We start from the raw sequence: 19683 nt of genomic DNA, 5'->3' as shown, positions 1-19683 counted from the left end.
AATCCTTGACTGCCTGCCGGTCAGGATCAAGAGATCAGGGCACCATGACCGGTTCACATCACTTGCACGGATCCTACAAAGCAAATGCCGTGGCCAAGCATTATTTACGGTGCGGGCGTTCAGGACCGGCCCGGCACCGCCACCAGCTCGGCGATCTGCGCGGTGTTCAGGGCGGCGCCCTTGCGGAGGTTGTCGCCGCAGACGAAGAGCTCGAGCGCCGTCGGGTCGTCCAGGGCCCGGCGGACCCGACCCACCCAGGTCGGGTCGGTGCCGACGACGTCGGCGGGCGTGGGGAACTCACCCGCGGCGGGATTGTCGTACAGCACGACGCCGGGCGCGGTGGCGAGGATCTCGCGGGCCGCGTCGACGGTGATCTCGTGCTCGAACCGGGCGTGCACGGTGAGCGAGTGCGTGGTGATCACCGGCACGCGGACACAGGTCACGGCGACCGGGAGGCGGGACAGGCCGAGGATCTTGCGGGACTCGTCGCGGACCTTCATCTCCTCGGAGGACCAGCCGTCCTCGCGCAGCGACCCGGCCCACGGCACGACGTTCAGCGCGACCGGATCCGCGAACGGCCCGGTGCCGTCCCCCACGGCCCGGCGTACGTCACCGGGGCCCGTCCCCAGCTCCGTGCCCGCGACCAGGGAGAGCTGGTCGCGCAGGGTCCGCACACCGGCCTGCCCGGCGCCGCTGACCGCCTGGTACGAGGAGACGACCAGCTCGCGCAGCCCGAACTCGGCGTGCAGCGCGCCCACGGCGACGATCATCGACAGGGTGGTGCAGTTCGGGTTGGCGACGATCCCGCGCGGGCGCATCCGCACGGTGTGCGGGTTGACCTCGGGGACGACGAGGGGCACCTCGGGGTCCATGCGGAAGGCGCCGGAGTTGTCGACCACCACCGCGCCCCGCGCGACGGCGACGGGCGCCCACCGCGCGGCGACCTCGTCGGGGACGTCGAACAGCGCGACGTCGATCCCGTCGAAGGCCTCCTCCGTGAGCGCCACGACCTCGGTCTCCTCGCCGCGCACGGCCAGCTTGCGGCCGGCCGAGCGCGGGGAGGCAATCAGTCTGATCTCACCCCAGATGTCCGCCCGCTGGGACAGGATCTGGAGCAGCACCGTGCCGACTGCTCCGGTCGCTCCCACGACCGCGAGCGCCGGTCGCCCGGACCGCGTCATCAGCGGCCGGTACCCCCGTAGACGACGGCCTCGTCGCTGTCGGAGTCCAGCCCGAAGGCGGTGTGCACGGCGCGGACGGCCTCGTCCACTTCGTCCTTGCGGGTGACGACCGAGATGCGGATCTCGGAGGTCGAGATCAGCTCGATGTTCACGCCCGCGTCGGACAGCGCCGTGAAGAAGTCCGCGGTGACTCCGGGGTGGGTCTTCATGCCGGCACCGACCAGGGAGATCTTGCCGATCTGGTCGTCGTAGCGCAGGGACTCGAAGCCGATGGCGCCCTTGTTCTTCTCCAGGGCGTCGATGGCCTTGCGGCCGTCGGTCTTCGGCAGCGTGAACGAGATGTCCGTGAGGCCGGTGGAGGCCGCGGACACGTTCTGCACGACCATGTCGATGTTGATCTCGGCGTCGGCGATCGTGCGGAAGATCGAGGCCGCCTCGCCCGGCTTGTCCGGCACACCGACGACCGTGATCTTGGCCTCGGAGGTGTCGTGCGCGACACCGGAGATGAGCGCCTGCTCCACCTTCTTGTCCCCTCGCTGAATCGGCTCACTGCTGACCCACGTGCCCCGCAGTCCGCTGAAGGACGAGCGGACATGGATCGGGATGTTGTACCGGCGGGCGTACTCCACACAGCGGTGGAGGAGCACCTTGGACCCGGAGGCCGCCAGTTCGAGCATGTCCTCGGTCGAGATCCAGTCGATCTTCCGGGCCTTCTTCACCACGCGCGGGTCGGCGGTGAACACGCCGTCGACGTCGGTGTAGATCTCGCACACCTCGGCGCCCAGGGCGGCCGCCAGGGCCACCGCGGTGGTGTCGGAGCCGCCGCGGCCGAGCGTGGTGATGTTCTTGCCCTGCTGGCTGACGCCCTGGAAACCGGCCACGATGGCGATGTTGCCGTCGTCCACCGAGGCCTGGATCCGGCCGGGCGTGACGTCGATGATGCGGGCTTTGTTGTGGACCGAGTCGGTGATGACACCCGCCTGGCTGCCGGTGAAGCTCTGGGCGTTGTGGCCCAGGTTTTTGATCGCCATGGCCAGCAGTGCCATGGAGATCCGCTCTCCCGCGGTCAGCAGCATGTCGAGCTCGCGCCCGGCAGGCATCGGGGATACCTGCTCGGCGAGATCGATCAGCTCGTCCGTCGTGTCGCCCATCGCGGAAACCACGACGACCACCTGGTGGCCGTTCTGCTTGGCTTCCACGACCCTCTTGGCGACGCGCTTGATGCCCTCGGCATCGGCTACGGAGGAGCCTCCGTACTTCTGCACGACAAGGCCCACGTGCGCTCCTCGCTCATTCCGTCGTTGTCCCACGTTTTGTGCACATGTGTGCACAGTGTGGTCGGCTCATTCTATCGAGCACCCGGAAATCGCCTCCGCGATATCGCATCGTGAGACTTCCGGGCACCCGCGCAGGAGGGCTCATGCCCAGGGCGACGCGGACCACTCGGAAAAGTGCCCCGCGTCACATACTCCCCCGTTCACGCCCTCACGGCTCACGGTTCACGGCAACGGCAACGGCAACGGCAACGGCTCACGGTCGCTCGACGCGAATGCCCTCCCGGCCGGCGCAGGCGGCCAGCGCCCTGATGCCCCCCAGGTCGTCGGTGAGGATCGGTGCCTCGTCGTAGGCGATGGAGGCGAGGACGACGCTCGCGTCGATGACGTCGGACGTCTTGTTCTTCTGACAGAGCACGGCGGCCGCCTTGGCCAAAGCAGCGGTCAGCGGCAGCACCTCGCACCCGTGCAGTACGCGGTGCAGGCCCGCCGCCTTGGGACGCGAGTCCCAGCCCCGCGCCAGGACGCCCGCCGGGACGACGGGGGTCTTTCCCCTGCCGAGCGCCCGGTAGTGCTGGTGGAGGAACGCGCGGTCGTTCTTCACCGCGGCGATCAGCGCGCCGGCATCGTAGATGATGTGGCTCATGCGCTTCGACGCTCCTGCGGCGTCTCTCCGAAGAGGGCGTCGAGTCGCGCATCCGCCTCGGCCGTCTCCTCGGGTGTCGGCCACCCGTACTCGTCGAAGTACTCCTCCATCGCACGCTGGCCCTCACGGAGGAGCCGACGGTTGCTGAGGTACTGCTCCAGTGCCCGGCTGATCACTGCCGAGATCTGCTCGTCCTCGGCTGCGGCGCATTCCCGCAGCGCCGTTCCGAGCGCGGCATCGATACTCACGCTGAACTTCGCCTTCTCTGCCATATTACGAACGTAATCCAGTGTCTTCGTCGGCGCCACGGGCGCGCGGAGGTGCGCGGGCGCGGGTTCGACCCCGGGCGCGAGTTCGACCCCGGGCTCGCGGGCAGCCGGCGCGCCGGCCGTCTCGAGCTCGTCCTCGATCCGGGCGAGACCGGGCTGGTGGTTCAGGGTCACGTCCTTGCCGTGGCGCTCCCGCGCGAACCGCGCCCACCACTTCGGCGACCTGCGGGTGCGCGACCAGTACGTACGCGTGACCCACCGCATGGTGTTGTCCTCGACGGTGACGTGTTCCTTGATCCAGCGCAGGTGGCCGGCCTCGGTGATGCGGGTCAGCGACGTGCGCACCGCCTGCTGTCCGTAGCGCGGGTGCTCCGCCGCGATGACCTTGTGGGCCATGGAGTGGCCGGTGTCGAGGTGGTCGATGAAGACGGCGACCTCGGCGTCGCGCGCGAGCAGATGTGCGAAGGCCGTGTCCGCGTACGGGTCTTCGTCACCGGCAGGACGTTTTCCGTACCCCGTTTCGGCCATGGGGTGGGACGCGGAAGGCAGGGCGGGACTAGGGTGGGCGTAAGCCACGGTCGAACTCCGAGTTCTTCGATCCGTAGGTCAGGCCCCGTTCGGTGTTGCTAGCGCCGACCGGGGCCGATCTGTTTGCTCGTTCGCCGCGAACCTAGAGCGCCCTCACGTTCCGCCGCAAGCCGGTCACGGAACGTCACTCATTCGAGTGCGGCACCTCAACTCAGCTGCGGACTTGGTTGGTTGGGTATTTCAACCACACCGGAGAAAACCAGAAGAACCAGGGGAAGAGCCCGGGTCCCGGGGCTCAAGCTCCGGGCTGAACTGCGGCGATGAACGCCGGCCGGGCGGAGGCGGAGAAGCGGAGCCCGGGGCCCGCGGGGGTCACCGTGGAGTCCCGGACGTGGAGTCGCGGACGTGGAGGGCGGGGCGACCGAGGAGGACGCCGGGCCGATCGTGGCCGGGGCGGCGCGGGCGCGGTGGGTGTACTTCCTGCTTCCACCGGGGGCCGGGCAGCGGTACGACTGGCCGCCCGGGGCGCAGCGGCTCGGCAGGCGGGGCGACCGTACGGTCCACCTGCATCGGCGTCCCGGCGCCGGTCGGCACCACGCGGCCGCTCCGCTCCTCCAGCACGCCGCCACCGACCGCACCCCACGTGGCCCCCGGGGCGCCGCTCCCGCTGCTCCGCACCCCGGCCGGGGCGCACCCGCCGCTCGGGGATCCGGCCCCGTAGGCCTCGGTCGCCGTACGTGCGGCCTGCTTGCGGGACTCCCCCTCGGCGCCGGTCACCTCGGGCCGGCTCTCGCGGAGCCCGCGCTTCCCCTCTGTCAGGTGCTGTACCGGCTCATCGGCTGCCCCCGTCCGCTGTCACCGCGCAGCCGGGCACGGAGGGTCGGCGGACGCTGGAACGGCCGCTGACGAGGACCGGGAGAGAGCTGTGCATTCCTCGCCCTTCACCCACTGCGATCGCTGTCCGCCACGGGGGTGGGCACCCCGTTTGATCTCCACTGCCCCGCTGCGGTGCGGATCACCGGCGTCCTTGAAGTGCCCGAGGACCCAGCCCCGGTCCGGCGCCGCGTCCTTGCCCGCGTTGCCGACGTACACCCGTCACGTGACCGGGCGCAGGCCCAGCGGGACGCCGATCTCCTCGGCCATGACCCTGCCCGCCTCGATCTCCAGGGCGTCGTCACCCATGTCCTGGTCGGTGTCGAGGCCGTCCAGGGCGGCCAGGGGCTGGTTGAGGCGGACGTGGGCCACCACCGACTGGAGTGCCCGCAGGGCCGCGGACGCGGTGGAGCCCCAGTTGGAGAAGTAGGAGAACTGCCACCACCACATCGCCTCCGTGGTGCGGCCGGCGCGGTAGTGGACCATGCCGTGGCGGAGGTCGGAGATGACGTCGGTGAGGTCGTCGGAGATCCGGGCCGGGACGGGCGCCTTACGGGGCTCGTAGGGGTCGAAGACCTCGGAGTAGACGTCGACCGGCTCCAGGAGACGGGCGAGGTTCTCACGGAGTGTGTCCACGTCGGCCTCCGGGCCCGGATCGGGCTCGTAGCGCTCGTCGGGGAGGATGTCCTCGTGCGCGCCCAGCCGGCCGCCGGCCAGCAGGAGCTGGGAGACCTCCAGCAGGAGGAAGGGGACCGCCGAGTCCGGCTCGTCGCCCTTGGCGACCTCCGTGACGGCGACCAGGAAGCTCTCGATCTGATCCGCGATCTGGACCGAGAAGTCGCCCGGATCCCGGTCGGTCGCGTGCAGCGTGGCATCAGACATCTAGGAGTCGTCTCCCCTCGAAGGCGCGGCCGAGGGTGACCTCGTCCGCGTATTCCAGGTCTCCGCCCACCGGGAGGCCGCTGGCCAGGCGGGTGACCTTCAGGCCCATGGGCTTGATCATGCGGGCGAGGTACGTGGCCGTGGCCTCGCCCTCCAGGTTCGGGTCCGTGGCGAGGATCAGCTCGGTGACCGCGCCGTCGGCCAGCCGGGCCAGCAGTTCCCGGATGCGCAGGTCGTCGGGGCCCACCCCGTCGATCGGACTGATCGCGCCACCCAGGACGTGGTAGCGGCCCCGGAACTCGCGCGTGCGCTCGATGGCGACGACGTCCTTGGGTTCCTCCACGACACAGATGACGGCGATGTCGCGGCGGGCGTCACGGCAGATGTTGCACAGCTCCTCCTGCGCCACGTTGCCGCAGACCGCGCAGAAGCGGACCTTCGCCTTGACCTCCATCAGGGCGTGGGCGAGCCGCCGTACGTCCGTCGGCTCCGCCTGCAGGACGTGGAAGGCGATCCGCTGGGCGCTCTTCGGACCGACGCCGGGCAGCCGCCCGAGTTCGTCGATGAGGTCCTGCACCACGCCTTCGTACAACGGACTGCCGTCCTTCCTGGGGTTCCTTCAGTACGTACCGTAGAGGCCCGCGGGCCGTCTTAGAAGGGCAGGCCGGGGATGCCGCCGCCGCCCAGGCCCTGGGCCAGCGGGCCGAGCTTCTGCTGCTGGAGGGTCTGCGCGTTCTCGTTGGCCGCCTGGACGGCCGCGACGACGAGGTCCGCGAGGGTCTCGGTGTCCTCGGGGTCCACCGCCTTCGGGTCGATCTTCAGGGCGCGGAGCTCGCCGGAGCCGGTGACGGTGGCCGTCACCAGACCGCCGCCCGCCCGGCCGTCGACCTCCATGTGCGCGAGTTCCTCCTGCGCCTGGGCCAGGTCCTGCTGCATCTTCTGGGCCTGCTGGAGCAGCTGCTGCATGTTGGGCTGGCCACCACCGGGGATCACGATTCAGCTCCTTGGTCGGTCCGTCCGTACGGGATTTTCCCGTTCGGCACGAGCCTACGTGGTCCGGGCGGCCGTCGCCCCAGCACTCTTTCGAGTGAGTCACTCTCGTGCCCTATACCTGATCACAGCCCCCTTCCGGGCGGAAGCGGCGCCCGAACCCCCGACGCGGCCACCCGTTGGGCGGTAGGAAGGGGCGGCACGTACGTGCCCACGTCCGCGCCGATGGCCGCGTCCGGCGCCGGGCCGGGCGTCACGCAGGGACCCGCAGAGGTCCGTGGAAGTCCAGTAGGGGTCAGGGCGGCGTCGGGTTCGGGGTCAGGTTCCGAGGTCAGTAGGGAGTACCGGGTGGTTCAGCCGGAGATGCAGCCCGAGGACCGTCCGCAGGACGGGCTCGGCAAGGGGGCGGCCGGGCTGCGGCCGGGCGATCTGGCCGGGCGGGTGTTCCCGCTCGGGGACTGGGGCGAACCCGCCCCCCGGCTGGACGAGCTGTACCGGTGGGTGGAGCGCGGGGCGCTGGAGACCGCCGCGTGGTATCTCGCGGTCCGGGTCTGGAAGCGGCGGTGCGCGCGGGCGCTGCGTACGGGGGCCGTGGCGGGGGCGGCCACCGGGGCGGCGCTGCCGCTGCTGGACCTGACCGGAGCGACCGCCGGAGCCGCCCCCTGGGGGTACACGGCGCTGCTGCTGGCGGCGGTCTGTGTGGCCGCGGACCGGTTCTTCGGGGTGACGTCCGGCTGGATGCGGGACGTGGCGACCGCGCAGGCCGTGCAGCGGCGGCTCCAGGCGTTCCAGTACGACTGGGCCTCGGAGTGCGTCCGCGAGGTGCTGGGTCCGGCCGAGGGCACCGCGAGCGAGGCGGCCGAGCGGTGCCTGTCGGTGCTGCGGCGGTTCTCGGAGGACGTGGACGAACTGGTGCGGGCCGAGACGGCGGACTGGATGATGGACTTCCGTACGGGCACGAGCGCGCCGCCCGCCGTCCAGGGGGCGCCGGCGGGCACGGGCCGCCCCGAATCGCCCGGACAGCCCCACGGCCGCTTCGCGACCGCGCCCGGGACCACCCGCCCGAACATGCCCCGCCAGCGGCCGCCGGAGCCGAGGTGACATGGGCCCGGGTGACGTGAGCGCTTCCCCGGTGCGCCGGGGCGGCTCAGAGTTCGGGATCGGCGCACAGGCGCTGGACTCCCGGATTCAGGCACGGGAGGTGGCCATGGGTGTGGATCACGTCCTGGCCGATGCCGCGGGTGAGGTACGTCAGGAAGCTCGACGCCAGTGAGTTCGACGGCGGCCGCCCGTACGTGTAGGCGTACTCGATCTCGCGGAACGGGTAGGAGTAGTCCCCCTGCTCCAGGGCGTCGACGGACGGGGCGTTGCCGTCCAGGCTCAGCCGGTCCACGTCCTTCGCGCCGGCGGCCCGGTTGAACTCGGTGTACCCGATGGAGCCGGAGAGGTCGGCGACGGTCCGCAACACCAGTTCCGTCGAGTCGAGTTCGCAGCGCAGCACCGGCGCCGTGGGGTCGTCCCCGGTCCGGCAGTCGAGGGACGAGTTGGCGATCTCGCCCCGGCCCAGTACCCGGTGCTGCAACACCTGCCGCGTGCCCGAGCCGGCGTCCCGGCTGACCAGGCGCACGGCGACATCGTTTCCGCCGAGTTCGCGCCAGTTCGTGATCTCGCCCCGGTACAACCGCCGTACGTCCGCCGTGGACAGGTCCTCGACCCCCACGTCCTGGTGCGCCACCAGGCTGAAGAGCGACACCGCCACCCGGTTCTCACGCAGTTCGGGGAGCCCCTCGGGCTTGCGGCCGTCCGACAGTGCCACCATCGGCGGCGAGCCCTTCCCCGCCTCCTGGCCGGCCGCCATCAACTCCCTCACCCCCGCTGTGGATCCGTGTGGGTCCACGATGATGTCGGGTTCGCTGTCCGCGCAGTCCCGCTCGTATTTCCCGGCCGCTTCCTGGAGTACGGACTTGAAGGCCGTCGAGCCGGTGAGGGTCAGGGTGCCGCCCTCGCAGCCCATGGGGCCCCGGTGGTCGTCCCGGACGACGACGATCGTCGCCAGCGTCAGCACGCTCACCGTGAGCATGACGGTGATCATGCGGGCGGCCCGGCTGAACAGCGGTGGCTTGTCGTCCGGGGTGGCACTGCGGTTGGGGTGCACCTCGCCGTCGCGCAGCCCGCCGGTCAGCCGGATCTCCTCGCCGACGTCACCGCCGGAGAGCAGCACCAACAGCTTGAAGTAGTCGCCGTGGTTGAGTGGCACGCGGGGGATGCGCAGGGTGTTTCCCTCGTAGGCGAAGCCCCGTGGCGCGGTGAAGTGGGCCATCAGGTGCTCGGCGTCCGACGGCTGGGTGACCGAGACGCCGAGGATGGTGCGGTTGCCGAACATCGCTGTCAAGCCGTGGAGTTCGGGACCGGTGTAGTCGTCACGGTCGATGCTCTGCGAGCCGTCGTTCTCGATGCGGATCAGCACCAGCGTGGCGTCGATCATGCCGGGTGCCTCGTCGAACAGGCCGAGCCGGCGGTTGGTCCGGCCGGACCGCGCGTCGTCGCCGATGGAACTCTCCAACTGCACGCGGTATCCGATGCGTTTGCGGCGCGGTACCCGGCGTTCGTACCAGACCATGACGCCCGAGGCGGCGATGCCGAGCATCGCCGTCGCCAACGCCACCAGGTTTTCCGCGCTCAGCCACTCGTCCACTGCGTCGCCCCCGCTGCCGCACGTTCGATGCAGTGGTCACCGTACGGCCGCGTGGAGGGGGCGGGCGAGCTTCGTGGAGCGAAGTTCGCCGAACGTTCAACAGCGTTGCGCGAGTGCGTGGTTGGCGCGTTGTGCCGCTCCCGTCGGTCAGTGCCCGGTGTCCACCCGCGTGTAGGTGAGCTGGTCGCCGTTGCCGGTGTTCACGCGCTGGAGGGTGCCGTCGGGCAGGAGGGTGATGTCGGTGGCGGCGCCCGGGGTGCAGGCACTGCGCGGCTGCCCGACCGTCACGGTGGTCGGGCCGATCTCCAGCCGGCCTCCGGGGCCCGGGGCGCCGGCGAGGTCGCCCTCGAACACGCAGTGGTAGGTGCCGTTCCCGGTGGGGCCGTCGGCGACGAGGGACATGACCGTGTCACCGGCCTCGCCCTGCCGGATGGTCAGCGTGCGGGTGTGCAGCCCGCTCGCGTTGTCGATGGTCGTCGACCACGTGCCGAGGTATCCGGCCGGGACCGTCCCGTCGGCGGCCGGTGAGGGGGTCGGCTGATCCGTCCCGGCGGTACCGCCCGCCGCGTCCGTCCCGGCCGAGGACCTTCCGTCGGGCGACGGGTTGCTGCCGTCGGTGCCCTGGGACGTGCCCTCGTCCGGCGTACCCGAAGGGCTGCCGCCGACGGTGTTGCCGTCGCCGCCGCTCATCAGCGCGTACACCGTGCCGCCCGCGGCGAGCGCGACGACCAGCGCGATCACGACGAGCAGCACGGTGGAACGGTTGTCGCGCGGGGACTGTGCCGGGCCGCCGTACGGCGGCGGGGCGGCGGCCCCGAAGGGCGGCGGGCCGTAGGCAGGGGTGGCGCCGGCGGCCCCGTAGCCGTTGTAGGGGTAGCCGTAGCCGGGGGGCTGGGGGTGCGGCTGGGCGTACTGCTGGGGGTGACCGTACGTGACGGGAGGCTGTCCGGCCGCCGGGACGCCCGGGGCGGGGGGCGCGGCGGGGCCGTTCGGGCCGGTGACCAGGGTGGGCAGGTGGTTCACCGCCGCACCGTCACCCGGCGCGCCCGGCGCGCCCGGCGCGGGCGGCGCGGAGTCGTCGGCGGCGGGGGCGTGTTCGGGGGTGGCGGCGGGGGCGGGGCCGTCCGGCGCCGACGGCGGCGCCTGGGGGTCCTCCGCGTCCAGGAGCCGTACGGCGTGCCGGCCGAGCTGGGCGACCAGGGCGCCCGGCAGCCAGGGCTCGCGGGAGCGGCCGTCGGCGACGGTGTCCTCGGCGCCGATGCGCAGCAGGATCTGGTCGAGGGTGGGCCGCTGGGCGGGGTCCTTCCTGAGGCAGTCCTTCACCAGGTCGGCGAAGCTCTCGGGGATCCGGCCGAGGTCGGGTTCCTCCTCGGCGATGCGGAACATCAGGGCGTGCACCCCGCTGTTGGCGGTGCCGAAGGGCAGCTTGCCGGTGGCGGCGTAGGCGAGCACCGAGCCGAGGCAGAAGACGTCGCAGGCGGGGGTGATGCGGTCGCCGCGCACCTGCTCCGGCGCCATGAACCCGGGCGAGCCGACCAGCGCCCCGGTCCGGGTGAGGCCGCCGTCGGTCACGGTCTCCAGGGCCCGCGCGATCCCGAAGTCGATGACGCGCGGACCGTCGATGGTGACGAGCACGTTGGACGGCTTGAGGTCGCGGTGCACGATGCCGGCGGCGTGGATGTCCTTCAGCGCGTGCGCGAGACCGGCGGCGAGGATGCGCACCGAACGCTCGGGCAGCGCGCCGTGGTCGTGTCCGACGACCTGCTGGAGGCTGGGCCCGGCGACGTACCCGGTGGCGACCCAGGGCACCGGGGCCTCGGTGTCCGCGTCCAGCACCGGCGCGGTCCAGTCGCCGCCGACCTGCCGGGCGTTCTGCACCTCCTGGCGGAACCGGGCCCGGAACTCCTCCTGCCGGGCCAGCTCCTCGCGCACCAGCTTGACGGCGACGGTGCGTCCCCGGTCGGAACGGGCGAGGTAGACCTCGCCCATACCGCCGGCGCCGAGCCGCGCGAGCAGCCGGTACGCGCCGATCCTGCCCGGGTGCCGAGCGCCCTGGTCCCCCGCCGCGTCCCCCGGTCCGTGCTTCTCCATCGCTCTGCCGCCTTCCCCCGCCGTGAGCAACAGCCCGAGGATAAACCGGGCAGGGTCCGGGGTGAGCTGGGCATTGTCTACGGTTGCGTAACAGGCCGCACAACGGGTGACACTCCGGGCGACCCAGGCGGGCCGAGGTCGTCGAGCACGGCGCACAGGCGTTCCATCGTCTGGACCGCCTGTGCGAGTTCGGCCTCGCCGAACGCCTCCGCGAGCCGTTTCGCGAAGGCCGCGTGGCCGGGGCCGATCTCCGCGACGGCCGCGTACCCCCGCTCGGTGGCGGCGAGGAGCTTGGCGCGGCGGTGCACCGGGTTGGGCCGGTACTCGGCGAGACCGCGATCGACCAGCAGGTCGGCGATGCGCTGCACGCTCTGCCGGGTGATGCCCATGACGCGGGCGACGCCGGAGACCGGCAGGGGTTCGCGGAGGACCGCACCGAGCACCTGCCACCAGGCGGCGGTGAGTCCGGCGGGCCTGGCCAGTTCCTCGGCGGCCGCGAGGAACTCGCCGTTCAGCCGGAAGGCGGCGAGCGCACCGCGGCTGAGCAGTTCCTGCTGTTCCCTGCTCACCGCCCCAGGGCCTCCTCGAACTCGGCGTACGCCTGGGGGTCGGAGTCGTGGAAGAGCCGGTACCAGGCGTCGGTCGCCGGTTCGTCGTAGGCGCCGAGCAGCCGGAAGATCTCGCGGGCGAAGGCGACGGGCTCGGTGGGGCCGGCGGTGACCAGTCTGCCGTCGGTGACGGCGTCGGCCTCGGCATACCGCTCTCCGCCCGCGTAACCGGTCGCGGCCAGGTGGAAGGAGGCGGCGCCGGTGTGCGCCCGCTCGTCGAGCAGGCCCTCGCGGGCGAGTCCGGCGGTGGCGCCGCAGATGGCGGCGACGGGCACACCGGCGTCGAGGAAGGCGCGGGCGGTGCGGGCGAAGGGGGCGAGGTCGTCGCCCTCGTCCCAGAGGCCGGCGCCGGTGAGGATCAGCAGCGCGCTGTCCTCGGGCCGCAGCTCGTCGAGCGCCAGGTCGGGCAGTACGCGCAGCCCGCCGATGCTGGTGACGGGCGCCCCGGTGGGGGCGACGGTACGGACCTCGTACCCGGCGAGGGCGAGGTGCGCGGTGGCGTGACCGGTCTCCCAGTCGGCGAAGGTGTCGTAGACGGCGAGATGGACGGGCTTACTGGGCATGACCGCTCCCTGGAGTGCGCCGATGGATACCGACGGGTACCGATGGATGCCGGCGGACGCCGCTGAATGTCGGCCGCATACCAACGAACACCATTTGACAGCATGGTGACACGAATGCAGCATGCTGTCAAACAACCGGAGGTGCGGCTTACGCTCGCCCGTATGACTGCTCAGCCGAACGCCGAGGCCGGGGCCACCGTGAAGGCCGCCGACCGCGCCCACGTCTTCCACTCCTGGTCCGCGCAGGAGCTGATCGACCCGCTCGCCGTCGCCGGGGCCCAGGGGTCGTACTTCTGGGACTACGAGGGCCGGCGCTACCTCGACTTCACCAGCGGGCTCGTCTTCACCAACATCGGCTACCAGCACCCCAAGGTCGTCGCCGCGATCCAGGAGCAGGCCGGACGGATGACGACGTTCGCGCCCGCTTTCGCCGTCGAGGCGCGGTCGAAGGCGGCGCGGCTGATCGCCGAGCGGACGCCGGGCGACCTGGACAAGGTCTTCTTCACCAACGGGGGCGCGGACGCCGTCGAGCACGCCCTGCGCATGGCGCGGCTGCACACCGGGCGGCCCAAGGTGCTCTCCGCGTACCGCTCGTACCACGGCGGCACCCAGCAGGCCGTGAACCTCACCGGCGACCCGCGCCGCTGGGCCTCCGACAGTGGCACGGCCGGGGTCGTGCACTTCTGGGCGCCTTTCCTGTACCGCTCCCGCTTCTACGCGCAGAGCCAGGAACAGGAGTGCGCGCGGGCGCTCGAGCACCTGGAGACGACGATCGCCTTCGAGGGGCCGTCGACGATCGCGGCGATCGTCCTGGAGACCATCCCGGGGACGGCGGGCGTCATGCCGCCCCCGCCCGGTTACCTCGCCGGGGTGCGGGAGCTGTGCGACCGGCACGGGATCGTCTTCGTGCTGGACGAGGTGATGGCCGGGTTCGGCCGGACCGGCACCTGGTTCGCGGCGGACCTCTACGACGTCGTGCCGGACCTGATGACCTTCGCGAAGGGCGTGAACTCCGGGTACGTGCCGCTCGGCGGCGTCGCGATCTCCGGCGCGATCGCGGACACGTTCGGGAAGCGGCCGTACCCGGGCGGGCTCACCTACTCCGGGCATCCGCTGGCCTGCGCCGCGGCCGTCGCGACGATCGACGCCATGGCCGAGGAGGGCGTCGTCGAGAACGCGGCGCTGCTCGGGGAGTCCGTCGTCGGGCCGGCGCTGCGCGAGCTGGCGCGGCGGCACCCGAGTGTGGGCGAGGTCCGCGGGGTCGGCATGTTCTGGGCGCTGGAACTGGTGCGGAACCGGGAGACCCGGGAGCCGCTGGTCCCCTACAACGCGGCCGGCGAGGCGAACGCCCCCATGGCCGCCTTCGCCGCCGCCGCGAAGGCGAACGGGCTGTGGCCCTTCGTGAACATGAACCGCACCCACGTCGTCCCGCCGTGCACCGTGAGCGAGGCCGAGCTGAAGGAGGGCCTGGCCGCGCTGGACTCGGCGCTGTCGGCGGCGGACGACTTCGTGGAGTGACCCGGGCACCCCGGGAAATCGAACAGACTCGGGTCACTCGAACGCGTAAAGTGGCGTGACCGTGGACGGACGCGCCGCACGGTCACGCGACGAGAACGCACGAGAACGCACGAGAACGCGACGAGGGAGACCCCCGGCCATGCCCGGCATCAGCGGCAACGGCGCGGTGACGCGCAGCACGCTGCGGCAGCAGATCGCCGACGCGCTCCGTGACGAGGTGCTGGCCGGACGGATGGAGCCGGGGCAGGAGTTCACCGTCAAGGAGATCGCCGACCAGTACGGGGTGTCCGCGACCCCCGTACGGGAGGCACTGGTCGACCTGTCGGCGCAGGGACTGCTCGACGCCGACCAGCACCGGGGGTTCCGGGTGCACGAGTACTCCGTCGACGACTTCCGCGGCATGATCGAGGCCCGCACGCTGGTGATCGACGGGATGTTCCGGGCCCTGACCGACGCCGACGGCCGCCTGGCGCACCTCCGCCCGGAGGAACCGCGGGTCGCCGCCGCGCTCGCCGGGGTCCGGCGGCGCGGCGAGGAGGCCCAGCGTTCGGCCCTCGCCGGGGAGCTCACCGTACTGATCGGCTACGACCTGCGCTTCTGGCGCGAGCTCGGGGCCCTGTTCGGCAACCCCCACCTCACCGCCTTCCTGCACCGGCTCCGCGTCCGGACCTGGGTGTGCGTGGTGCAGCATCTGCGGCGGCTGCCCGATCTGCGGGGGCGGCTGTGGTGCGAACACACCGATCTGGTCGACGCGCTGGTGCGCCGTGACACCGACTCCGCCCGCGCGGTCGTCGCGTCGTACGACGCCCACTCCCTCGCCCTCGTCGAACAGCCCCCCGCGGACTGAACGGCCGGGGTGCGTGCGGCGAGGCGGAGCCCGGGGGCCGGGTCCCGCGTCGTCTGTGTTCGTATGGGTAGAGGACCTGCACGAGGGGAGCCACCCTCGCGCCGCGCCGATACCCTTCCCTGACCGCCGCACCGGACGCAGTGGACGTACCGGATGCGGGGGACGTGCTATGCGAGGAGCCCTCTTTGGCCTGTGACCTGTGGCTGGTACCGCTCGTCGACGTGTTGTGCCACACCCCCGACAATCCGTTCGCCGAGGAACTCGCGCAGTACAACAAGGTGCTCGCCGAGGCCGGGCTGCCGCCGGTGCCGGTGTACCAGTACATGCCGGGTCTGTCCGGCGAGGTCGCCCCGGTCGCGGGCTTCGACTACGACGCGCTGCACTTCCTGCGGCGCACCTACCTGCTCCAGGTGTGCGGGCTGCCGGTCACCCCGGTGGGCGAGCTGGGCGGCGACTACGAGCAGTTGCTGGAGATGTTCGAGACGACGGCCCGGCAGTCGCACCTGGTCTGGCACTACGACCACGCCGGGGCCTACGTCCCCGTGGACTTCCCGCACCCGCTCTCCGACGACGAACTCCTCGCCGGCGGCGGCCCACTGGGCTCCTCCCACGCGCTGCTGCGGGAACTGGAGGTCGTCGCCCCGGCCCTCGGCATCGACCCGGCGAACCCCCCGGCCGCGCCGGAGCCCCCGCCGGGGCCGACCGAGCTGGAGGAACCCGCCGGCCCCGCCCCGTACGACCCCAGCCCCTTCGCCCGCGAACGCCACGTCTGGCTCGGCCTGCACGCGGCGGCCACCCGCAGCCTGGCCCAGGGCTCGATGATCGTCTTCAGCTGAGCCCGGGACGGCGGCCGGTTCACCCCGGACGCGAGAACGTCCCGGTGACCCTGGACGGGCCACCGGGACGTCGGTGCGGCGGGGCGCGGCGGGGGTGCCGCGGGGCCGGACTACAGGAACGAGTTGATCTGGATCGTCTCGTCGCGGCCCGGTCCCACGCCGATCGCGGAGATCGGGGCGCCGGACATCTCCTCCAGGGCCTTGACGTACGCCTGGGCGTTCTTCGGCAGGTCGGAGAAGGACTTCGCGCCGGTGATGTCCTCGGACCAGCCCGGGAGCATCTCGTAGACCGGCTTCGCGTGGTGGAAGTCCGACTGGGAGTAGGGGAGTTCCTCGACGCGCCTGCCGTCGATCTCGTAGGCCACGCAGACCGGGATCTGCTCCCAGCCGGTGAGGACGTCGAGCTTGGTGAGGAAGAAGTCAGTCAGGCCGTTCACGCGGGTCGCGTAGCGGGCGATGACCGCGTCGAACCAGCCGCAGCGGCGGTCGCGGCCGGTGGTGACGCCCCGCTCGCCGCCGATGCGGCGCAGCGCCTCGCCGTCCTCGTCGAACAGCTCCGTCGGGAACGGGCCGGCGCCGACGCGGGTCGTGTACGCCTTGAGGATGCCGATGACCCGGCTGATCTTCGTCGGGCCCACGCCGGAGCCCGTGCAGGCGCCGCCCGCGGTCGGGTTCGACGAGGTGACGAAGGGGTACGTGCCGTGGTCGATGTCGAGCAGGGTGCCCTGGCCGCCCTCGAAGAGGACCACCTTGTCCTGCTCCAGCGCCTGGTTGAGGACCAGGACGGTGTCGGCGACGTAGGGCGCCAGCTTGTCGGCGTAGCCCAGCAGTTCCTCGACCACCTGCTCGACGGCGATCGCGCGCCGGTTGTAGAGCTTGGTGAGCATCTGGTTCTTGGCGTCGAGGGCCGCCTCGACCTTCTGGGTGAGGATCGACTCGTCGTAGAGGTCCTGGACCCGGATGCCGACGCGGTTGATCTTGTCGGCGTAGGTCGGGCCGATGCCGCGGCCGGTGGTGCCGATCTTGCGCTTGCCGAGGAAACGCTCCGTCACCTTGTCGACGGTCACGTTGTACGGCGTGATGATGTGCGCGTTGCCGCTGATCAGGAGCTTGGACGTGTCGACGCCCCGCTCGTTCAGCCCGCTCAGCTCGGAGAACAGGACGGAGGGGTCGACGACGACGCCGTTGCCGATGACCGGAGTGCAACCGGGGGACAGGATTCCGGAAGGGAGCAGGTGGAGGGCGTACTTCTGGTCGCCCACGACCACCGTGTGACCGGCGTTGTTACCGCCTTGGTAACGCACCACGTAGTCGACGGATCCGCCGAGCAGGTCCGTCGCCTTTCCCTTGCCTTCGTCACCCCACTGAGCACCGAGCAGCACAAGTGCGGGCACGCGCGTACACCCCTTCCGGGCGGGGCATGTCCAGGGTCAGGGGCGTACGCGGAGGATCTCCGCCGCGCACACACCGCGACCACCGTTGGCCGCCAACCGTCGGACCGGATGCCCCGGAATAGACGAAGCCCCTGCGCAACAGCGCAAGGGGCTCTTGCACAAAGATGCTACCCGAGGAAGCGAGGCATGGCCGAGGTGGCGACTTCCCCGACGTCCGATCAGCTCCTGGTGGTCATCGATCCGGTCGCCCGCCGCAGGGACGGTGAGTCCGTACGCATCGCGAAAGACGTGCTCAGCGGGGGTGCGACGACGAAGGTGTGCCTGCCGGACGGGCCGGAGGAATTCGCCCGCGCCCTCGCCCGGCGGGGCTCGAGGCGCCCGGTGCTGGTCGGCGACGACCGGGCCCTGATCCGGGCGGTGGGGCTGCTGCACCGGCAGCGGGAGCTGACCGGCTGCGCGCTGGCCCTGGTGCCGGTCGGGGGCGCGCTGTCGCTCGCCCGGTCGCTGGGGGTGCCCACGGGGGCGGTGGCCGCGTCGCGCGCCGTGCTGGAGGGCACCGAGCGGCGGATGAACCTGCTGGTGGACGACAGCGACGGCGTGGTGCTCGGCGCGGTACGGATTCCGCCCGCCGGTGCCGCGCAGGGGCGGAACGAGGACGCCGAAGCGGCCGAGGACGATGACGGGGACACCGGAGCGGGGCAGCATCCGTGGTTGCGGACCTGCCGGTCCCTGGTGCGGACCCTGGTGCCGGCCCGGCCGTCCCGGGTCGCCCCCGCCCCCGAGGGCGGACCGGTGCGGCTGCGGGTGGAGGTCGACGGGGTGACACTCGTCGACCTGCGCCAGCCTGTGGAGTCCGTCTCCGTCGTCCCCGGCCCCGGCGGGATCGCCCGGGTCGAGGTGCGGCCGGTGTCCGTCGGCGCGGACGCGTCGCCGCTGCTCGCCGAGGGGCGCACGGTGACGGTGTCGGGAGCGCACTTCCGCTATCGGGCGGACGCGGTCGTATCGGGGCCGGTGGGCACCCGGACGTGGGTGGCCCGGGAGGACGCCTGGGGGCTGACGCTGCCGGCACCGTAGCCGCGACGGCACGTCAGGGGGCTGTGAACCCGGTCGTGTCCAGCTTGCAGTCGAACGGGCCGGGCATGAGCAACTGCTCGCCGAACGGCCGGGTGCACCGTGACTCGTACCCCTTGGCCGAGGGCGTCCAGAAAACCGTGGCCTGCTCCTCCTGCATGTCGAGGAGCAGGTGGACGGGGACGCCCGCCTTCCCGTACGTCTCGACCTTGTCGGTCAGGTCGTCGTCCCGGGTGGAGGTGGAGGTCGGTTCGGCGACGAAGGAAAGGGCTTCGCCATCCAGATGGCTACTGGTCGTCTCGAAGACACGTTCGGGTGCGGCATGGATATCCGGTCCGTACGCGCGCCGTCCCCGGAAAGACATGCAGGAACGGGCCGTAACTGATGGAGTGCCCTGCGGGAAGATGCGGCTCCAGCTGCCCGCACACCAGGTGCATCACACGGTGGCAGTACCCCTTGGACCACGGCGACACGACGATGTTCCCCCTGACGATCTCGGCCTTGTAGCCGTCGGGCACGTCCAGCTCGTCGAGGACGCCCAGCAGGTCCTCGAAGCCGTCGGGCTCGGTGCCGCTTGTCGTCGGTCGCTCTGCCATGACTGTCATGATGCGCCCTCCCCTTGAAACGGACCAGCCATGACTTGGGGGTCCTTGCACTATGAGCGCCCGATGAGGTCGCGTGGTCCGGTGCCGTGCGTCGCAAGGCGCCGGAGAGCCCTTGTAGCGGAGCTACCAGGGCTTTTCGGCAACGCGGCGAGGTGCGGTGCCGGGCCGCGCGACCCGGGCGGGCATAGTGCAAGGACCCCCTTGGCGCAGCGGACCGCTCACGGACGCCCGACCGGCTTCGGGGATCGCCCCTCACCCCCGACCGAAGGTCTCGTCCCGGTGGGCGCGCCAGCGGTCCATGAGCGTCTCGATCTCCTTCTCGGCGAACTCGAAGAAGGCCAGCGTCTCCGCCAGCCGGAGGCCCGCCGGGGTGTCGGGGCCCACGCTGGCGACGCCCTCGCGCAGTGCGTCCTGCCAGCGCCGGAGGACGGCCTCGCGGCTGGTGAGGGCCTCGTACCACTGGTCGCCGCGCACCCGGTAGCGCTCACGGCGAGAGCCGGGCTCCCGCTCGCGGGAGACCAGGTGCTGCTGGTCGAGGTAGCGCACCGCCCCGGAGACCGCGGCGGGCGAGATCCGCAGCATCTCCCCCAGTTCGGCGGAGGTGCCGACGCCGGTGTCCGAGACCAGCAGGGCCGCGAAGACCCTGGCCGGCATGCGCGGCACTCCGGCCGCCACCAGCTGCGCGGCGAAGTGCTCGACGAACCGGGAGACCGCCTCGGGGTCCCGCTCGGGCCGCCCGGCCCCTTTCTCCGTCATGACCCGCCCATCTCCGCCCTCGGCCCTTACGCGTCCCGTCCGCCCCTCCGCGTGCC

At 71.8% G+C, this 19683-nt stretch carries 18 protein-coding genes and 2 pseudogenes; 5 read left to right on the top strand and 15 right to left on the bottom strand.

Annotated features, from left to right (window positions below):
- Window positions 1–119 precede the first annotated feature (119 nt).
- The 8 genes and pseudogenes from ACWZEH_RS18425 to ACWZEH_RS18390 all read right to left on the bottom strand — a co-directional run bounded on the left by ACWZEH_RS18425 (window position 120) and on the right by ACWZEH_RS18390 (window position 6646).
- Complete coding sequence (locus tag ACWZEH_RS18425; protein WP_456192278.1) at window positions 120–1181, bottom strand: aspartate-semialdehyde dehydrogenase; 1062 nt, start codon at window positions 1179–1181, stop codon at window positions 120–122.
- On the bottom strand, window positions 1181–2458 hold the full coding sequence (locus ACWZEH_RS18420; protein ID WP_257850657.1) for an aspartate kinase: 1278 nt from the start codon (window positions 2456–2458) through the stop codon (window positions 1181–1183). Before ACWZEH_RS18420 ends, ACWZEH_RS18425 begins: the two co-directional genes overlap by 1 nt.
- 253 nt (window positions 2459–2711) lie before the next feature.
- Window positions 2712–3101, bottom strand: coding sequence for a hypothetical protein (locus ACWZEH_RS18415; protein WP_456192277.1), 390 nt, complete (start codon window positions 3099–3101; stop codon window positions 2712–2714).
- Window positions 3098–3898: a hypothetical protein gene (locus tag ACWZEH_RS18410; RefSeq protein WP_456192276.1), complete on the bottom strand. Its 801-nt coding sequence runs from the start codon at window positions 3896–3898 to the stop codon at window positions 3098–3100. The genes ACWZEH_RS18415 and ACWZEH_RS18410 overlap by 4 nt, the downstream gene beginning before the upstream one ends.
- A gap of 877 nt (window positions 3899–4775) precedes the next feature.
- Window positions 4776–4990: pseudogene (locus ACWZEH_RS18405) on the bottom strand (signal peptidase I); the annotation flags it as partial.
- 3 nt (window positions 4991–4993) lie between these two features.
- Complete coding sequence (locus ACWZEH_RS18400; RefSeq protein ID WP_456192275.1) at window positions 4994–5653, bottom strand: DUF5063 domain-containing protein; 660 nt, start codon at window positions 5651–5653, stop codon at window positions 4994–4996.
- Entirely contained in the window at window positions 5646–6245 is a 600-nt protein-coding gene (gene recR, locus ACWZEH_RS18395) for a recombination mediator RecR (RefSeq protein WP_456192274.1), read from the bottom strand. The genes ACWZEH_RS18400 and recR overlap by 8 nt, the downstream gene beginning before the upstream one ends.
- A gap of 59 nt (window positions 6246–6304) precedes the next feature.
- Window positions 6305–6646: a YbaB/EbfC family nucleoid-associated protein gene (locus ACWZEH_RS18390; RefSeq protein WP_456192273.1), complete on the bottom strand. Its 342-nt coding sequence runs from the start codon at window positions 6644–6646 to the stop codon at window positions 6305–6307.
- 345 nt (window positions 6647–6991) lie between these two features.
- On the opposite strand from ACWZEH_RS18390, the gene ACWZEH_RS18385 reads away from it, so the two are divergent.
- Window positions 6992–7744, top strand: coding sequence for an SLATT domain-containing protein (locus tag ACWZEH_RS18385; protein WP_456192272.1), 753 nt, complete (start codon window positions 6992–6994; stop codon window positions 7742–7744).
- Window positions 7745–7790: 46 nt separating this feature from the next.
- Here the strand turns inward: ACWZEH_RS18385 and ACWZEH_RS18380 are convergent, their stop codons facing one another.
- The 4 genes from ACWZEH_RS18380 to ACWZEH_RS18365 all read right to left on the bottom strand — a co-directional run bounded on the left by ACWZEH_RS18380 (window position 7791) and on the right by ACWZEH_RS18365 (window position 12600).
- A complete protein-coding gene (locus tag ACWZEH_RS18380; RefSeq protein WP_456199671.1) occupies window positions 7791–9290 on the bottom strand; it encodes a substrate-binding domain-containing protein in 1500 nt (499 codons plus the stop codon).
- Window positions 9291–9485: 195 nt separating this feature from the next.
- The gene (locus tag ACWZEH_RS18375; protein WP_456192271.1) at window positions 9486–11429 is read right to left on the bottom strand and encodes a serine/threonine-protein kinase; all 1944 of its coding nucleotides are present in this window, start codon (window positions 11427–11429) and stop codon (window positions 9486–9488) included.
- Window positions 11430–11506: 77 nt separating this feature from the next.
- A complete protein-coding gene (locus tag ACWZEH_RS18370) occupies window positions 11507–11998 on the bottom strand; it encodes a MarR family winged helix-turn-helix transcriptional regulator (protein ID WP_456192270.1) in 492 nt (163 codons plus the stop codon).
- A complete protein-coding gene (locus tag ACWZEH_RS18365) occupies window positions 11995–12600 on the bottom strand; it encodes a type 1 glutamine amidotransferase family protein (RefSeq protein ID WP_456192269.1) in 606 nt (201 codons plus the stop codon). The genes ACWZEH_RS18370 and ACWZEH_RS18365 overlap by 4 nt, the downstream gene beginning before the upstream one ends.
- A 162-nt stretch (window positions 12601–12762) precedes the next feature.
- On the opposite strand from ACWZEH_RS18365, the gene ACWZEH_RS18360 reads away from it, so the two are divergent.
- From ACWZEH_RS18360 to ACWZEH_RS18350, 3 genes are all read left to right on the top strand, one after another.
- The gene (locus ACWZEH_RS18360; RefSeq protein ID WP_456192268.1) at window positions 12763–14118 is read left to right on the top strand and encodes an aspartate aminotransferase family protein; all 1356 of its coding nucleotides are present in this window, start codon (window positions 12763–12765) and stop codon (window positions 14116–14118) included.
- A gap of 139 nt (window positions 14119–14257) precedes the next feature.
- A complete protein-coding gene (locus ACWZEH_RS18355; protein ID WP_456192267.1) occupies window positions 14258–14965 on the top strand; it encodes a GntR family transcriptional regulator in 708 nt (235 codons plus the stop codon).
- 185 nt (window positions 14966–15150) lie between these two features.
- Window positions 15151–15801, top strand: coding sequence for a hypothetical protein (locus tag ACWZEH_RS18350; RefSeq protein ID WP_456192266.1), 651 nt, complete (start codon window positions 15151–15153; stop codon window positions 15799–15801).
- 110 nt (window positions 15802–15911) lie between these two features.
- Here ACWZEH_RS18350 and ACWZEH_RS18345 read toward each other — a convergent pair whose 3' ends face one another.
- Window positions 15912–17195, bottom strand: coding sequence for an adenylosuccinate synthase (locus tag ACWZEH_RS18345; protein ID WP_456192265.1), 1284 nt, complete (start codon window positions 17193–17195; stop codon window positions 15912–15914).
- A 186-nt stretch (window positions 17196–17381) separates the two neighbouring features.
- Here ACWZEH_RS18345 and ACWZEH_RS18340 point away from each other — a divergent pair, with 186 nt between their 5' ends.
- Complete coding sequence (locus tag ACWZEH_RS18340) at window positions 17382–18269, top strand: diacylglycerol kinase family protein (RefSeq protein WP_456192264.1); 888 nt, start codon at window positions 17382–17384, stop codon at window positions 18267–18269.
- Window positions 18270–18282: 13 nt separating this feature from the next.
- Here ACWZEH_RS18340 and ACWZEH_RS18335 read toward each other — a convergent pair.
- Window positions 18283–18871: pseudogene (locus ACWZEH_RS18335) on the bottom strand (Uma2 family endonuclease).
- A 252-nt stretch (window positions 18872–19123) separates the two neighbouring features.
- Window positions 19124–19627, bottom strand: a complete 504-nt coding sequence (locus ACWZEH_RS18330) for a GbsR/MarR family transcriptional regulator (protein WP_456192263.1) — start codon at window positions 19625–19627, stop codon at window positions 19124–19126.
- Window positions 19628–19683 lie beyond the last annotated feature (56 nt).

This window comes from Streptomyces yamdrokensis (genome assembly GCF_053890455.1).
The sequence above is the reverse complement of the archived record's forward strand: the minus strand, read 5'-3'. Positions and strand labels throughout refer to the sequence as shown.

Excerpts from the sequence above, each read along its gene's own strand:
- ACWZEH_RS18425 (WP_456192278.1), bottom strand. The coding sequence starts at position 1,181 with ATGACGCGGTCCGGGCGACCGGCGCTCGCGGTCGTGGGAGCGACCGGA.
- ACWZEH_RS18415 (WP_456192277.1), bottom strand. The coding sequence starts at position 3,101 with ATGAGCCACATCATCTACGATGCCGGCGCGCTGATCGCCGCGGTGAAG.
- ACWZEH_RS18410 (WP_456192276.1), bottom strand. The coding sequence starts at position 3,898 with ATGGCCGAAACGGGGTACGGAAAACGTCCTGCCGGTGACGAAGACCCG.
- ACWZEH_RS18400 (WP_456192275.1), bottom strand. The coding sequence starts at position 5,653 with ATGTCTGATGCCACGCTGCACGCGACCGACCGGGATCCGGGCGACTTC.
- ACWZEH_RS18380 (WP_456199671.1), bottom strand. The coding sequence starts at position 9,290 with ATGCTCGGCATCGCCGCCTCGGGCGTCATGGTCTGGTACGAACGCCGG.
- ACWZEH_RS18375 (WP_456192271.1), bottom strand. The coding sequence starts at position 11,429 with ATGGAGAAGCACGGACCGGGGGACGCGGCGGGGGACCAGGGCGCTCGG.
- ACWZEH_RS18365 (WP_456192269.1), bottom strand. The coding sequence starts at position 12,600 with ATGCCCAGTAAGCCCGTCCATCTCGCCGTCTACGACACCTTCGCCGAC.
- ACWZEH_RS18360 (WP_456192268.1), top strand. The coding sequence starts at position 12,763 with ATGACTGCTCAGCCGAACGCCGAGGCCGGGGCCACCGTGAAGGCCGCC.
- ACWZEH_RS18355 (WP_456192267.1), top strand. The coding sequence starts at position 14,258 with ATGCCCGGCATCAGCGGCAACGGCGCGGTGACGCGCAGCACGCTGCGG.
- ACWZEH_RS18340 (WP_456192264.1), top strand. The coding sequence starts at position 17,382 with ATGGCCGAGGTGGCGACTTCCCCGACGTCCGATCAGCTCCTGGTGGTC.
- ACWZEH_RS18330 (WP_456192263.1), bottom strand. The coding sequence starts at position 19,627 with ATGACGGAGAAAGGGGCCGGGCGGCCCGAGCGGGACCCCGAGGCGGTC.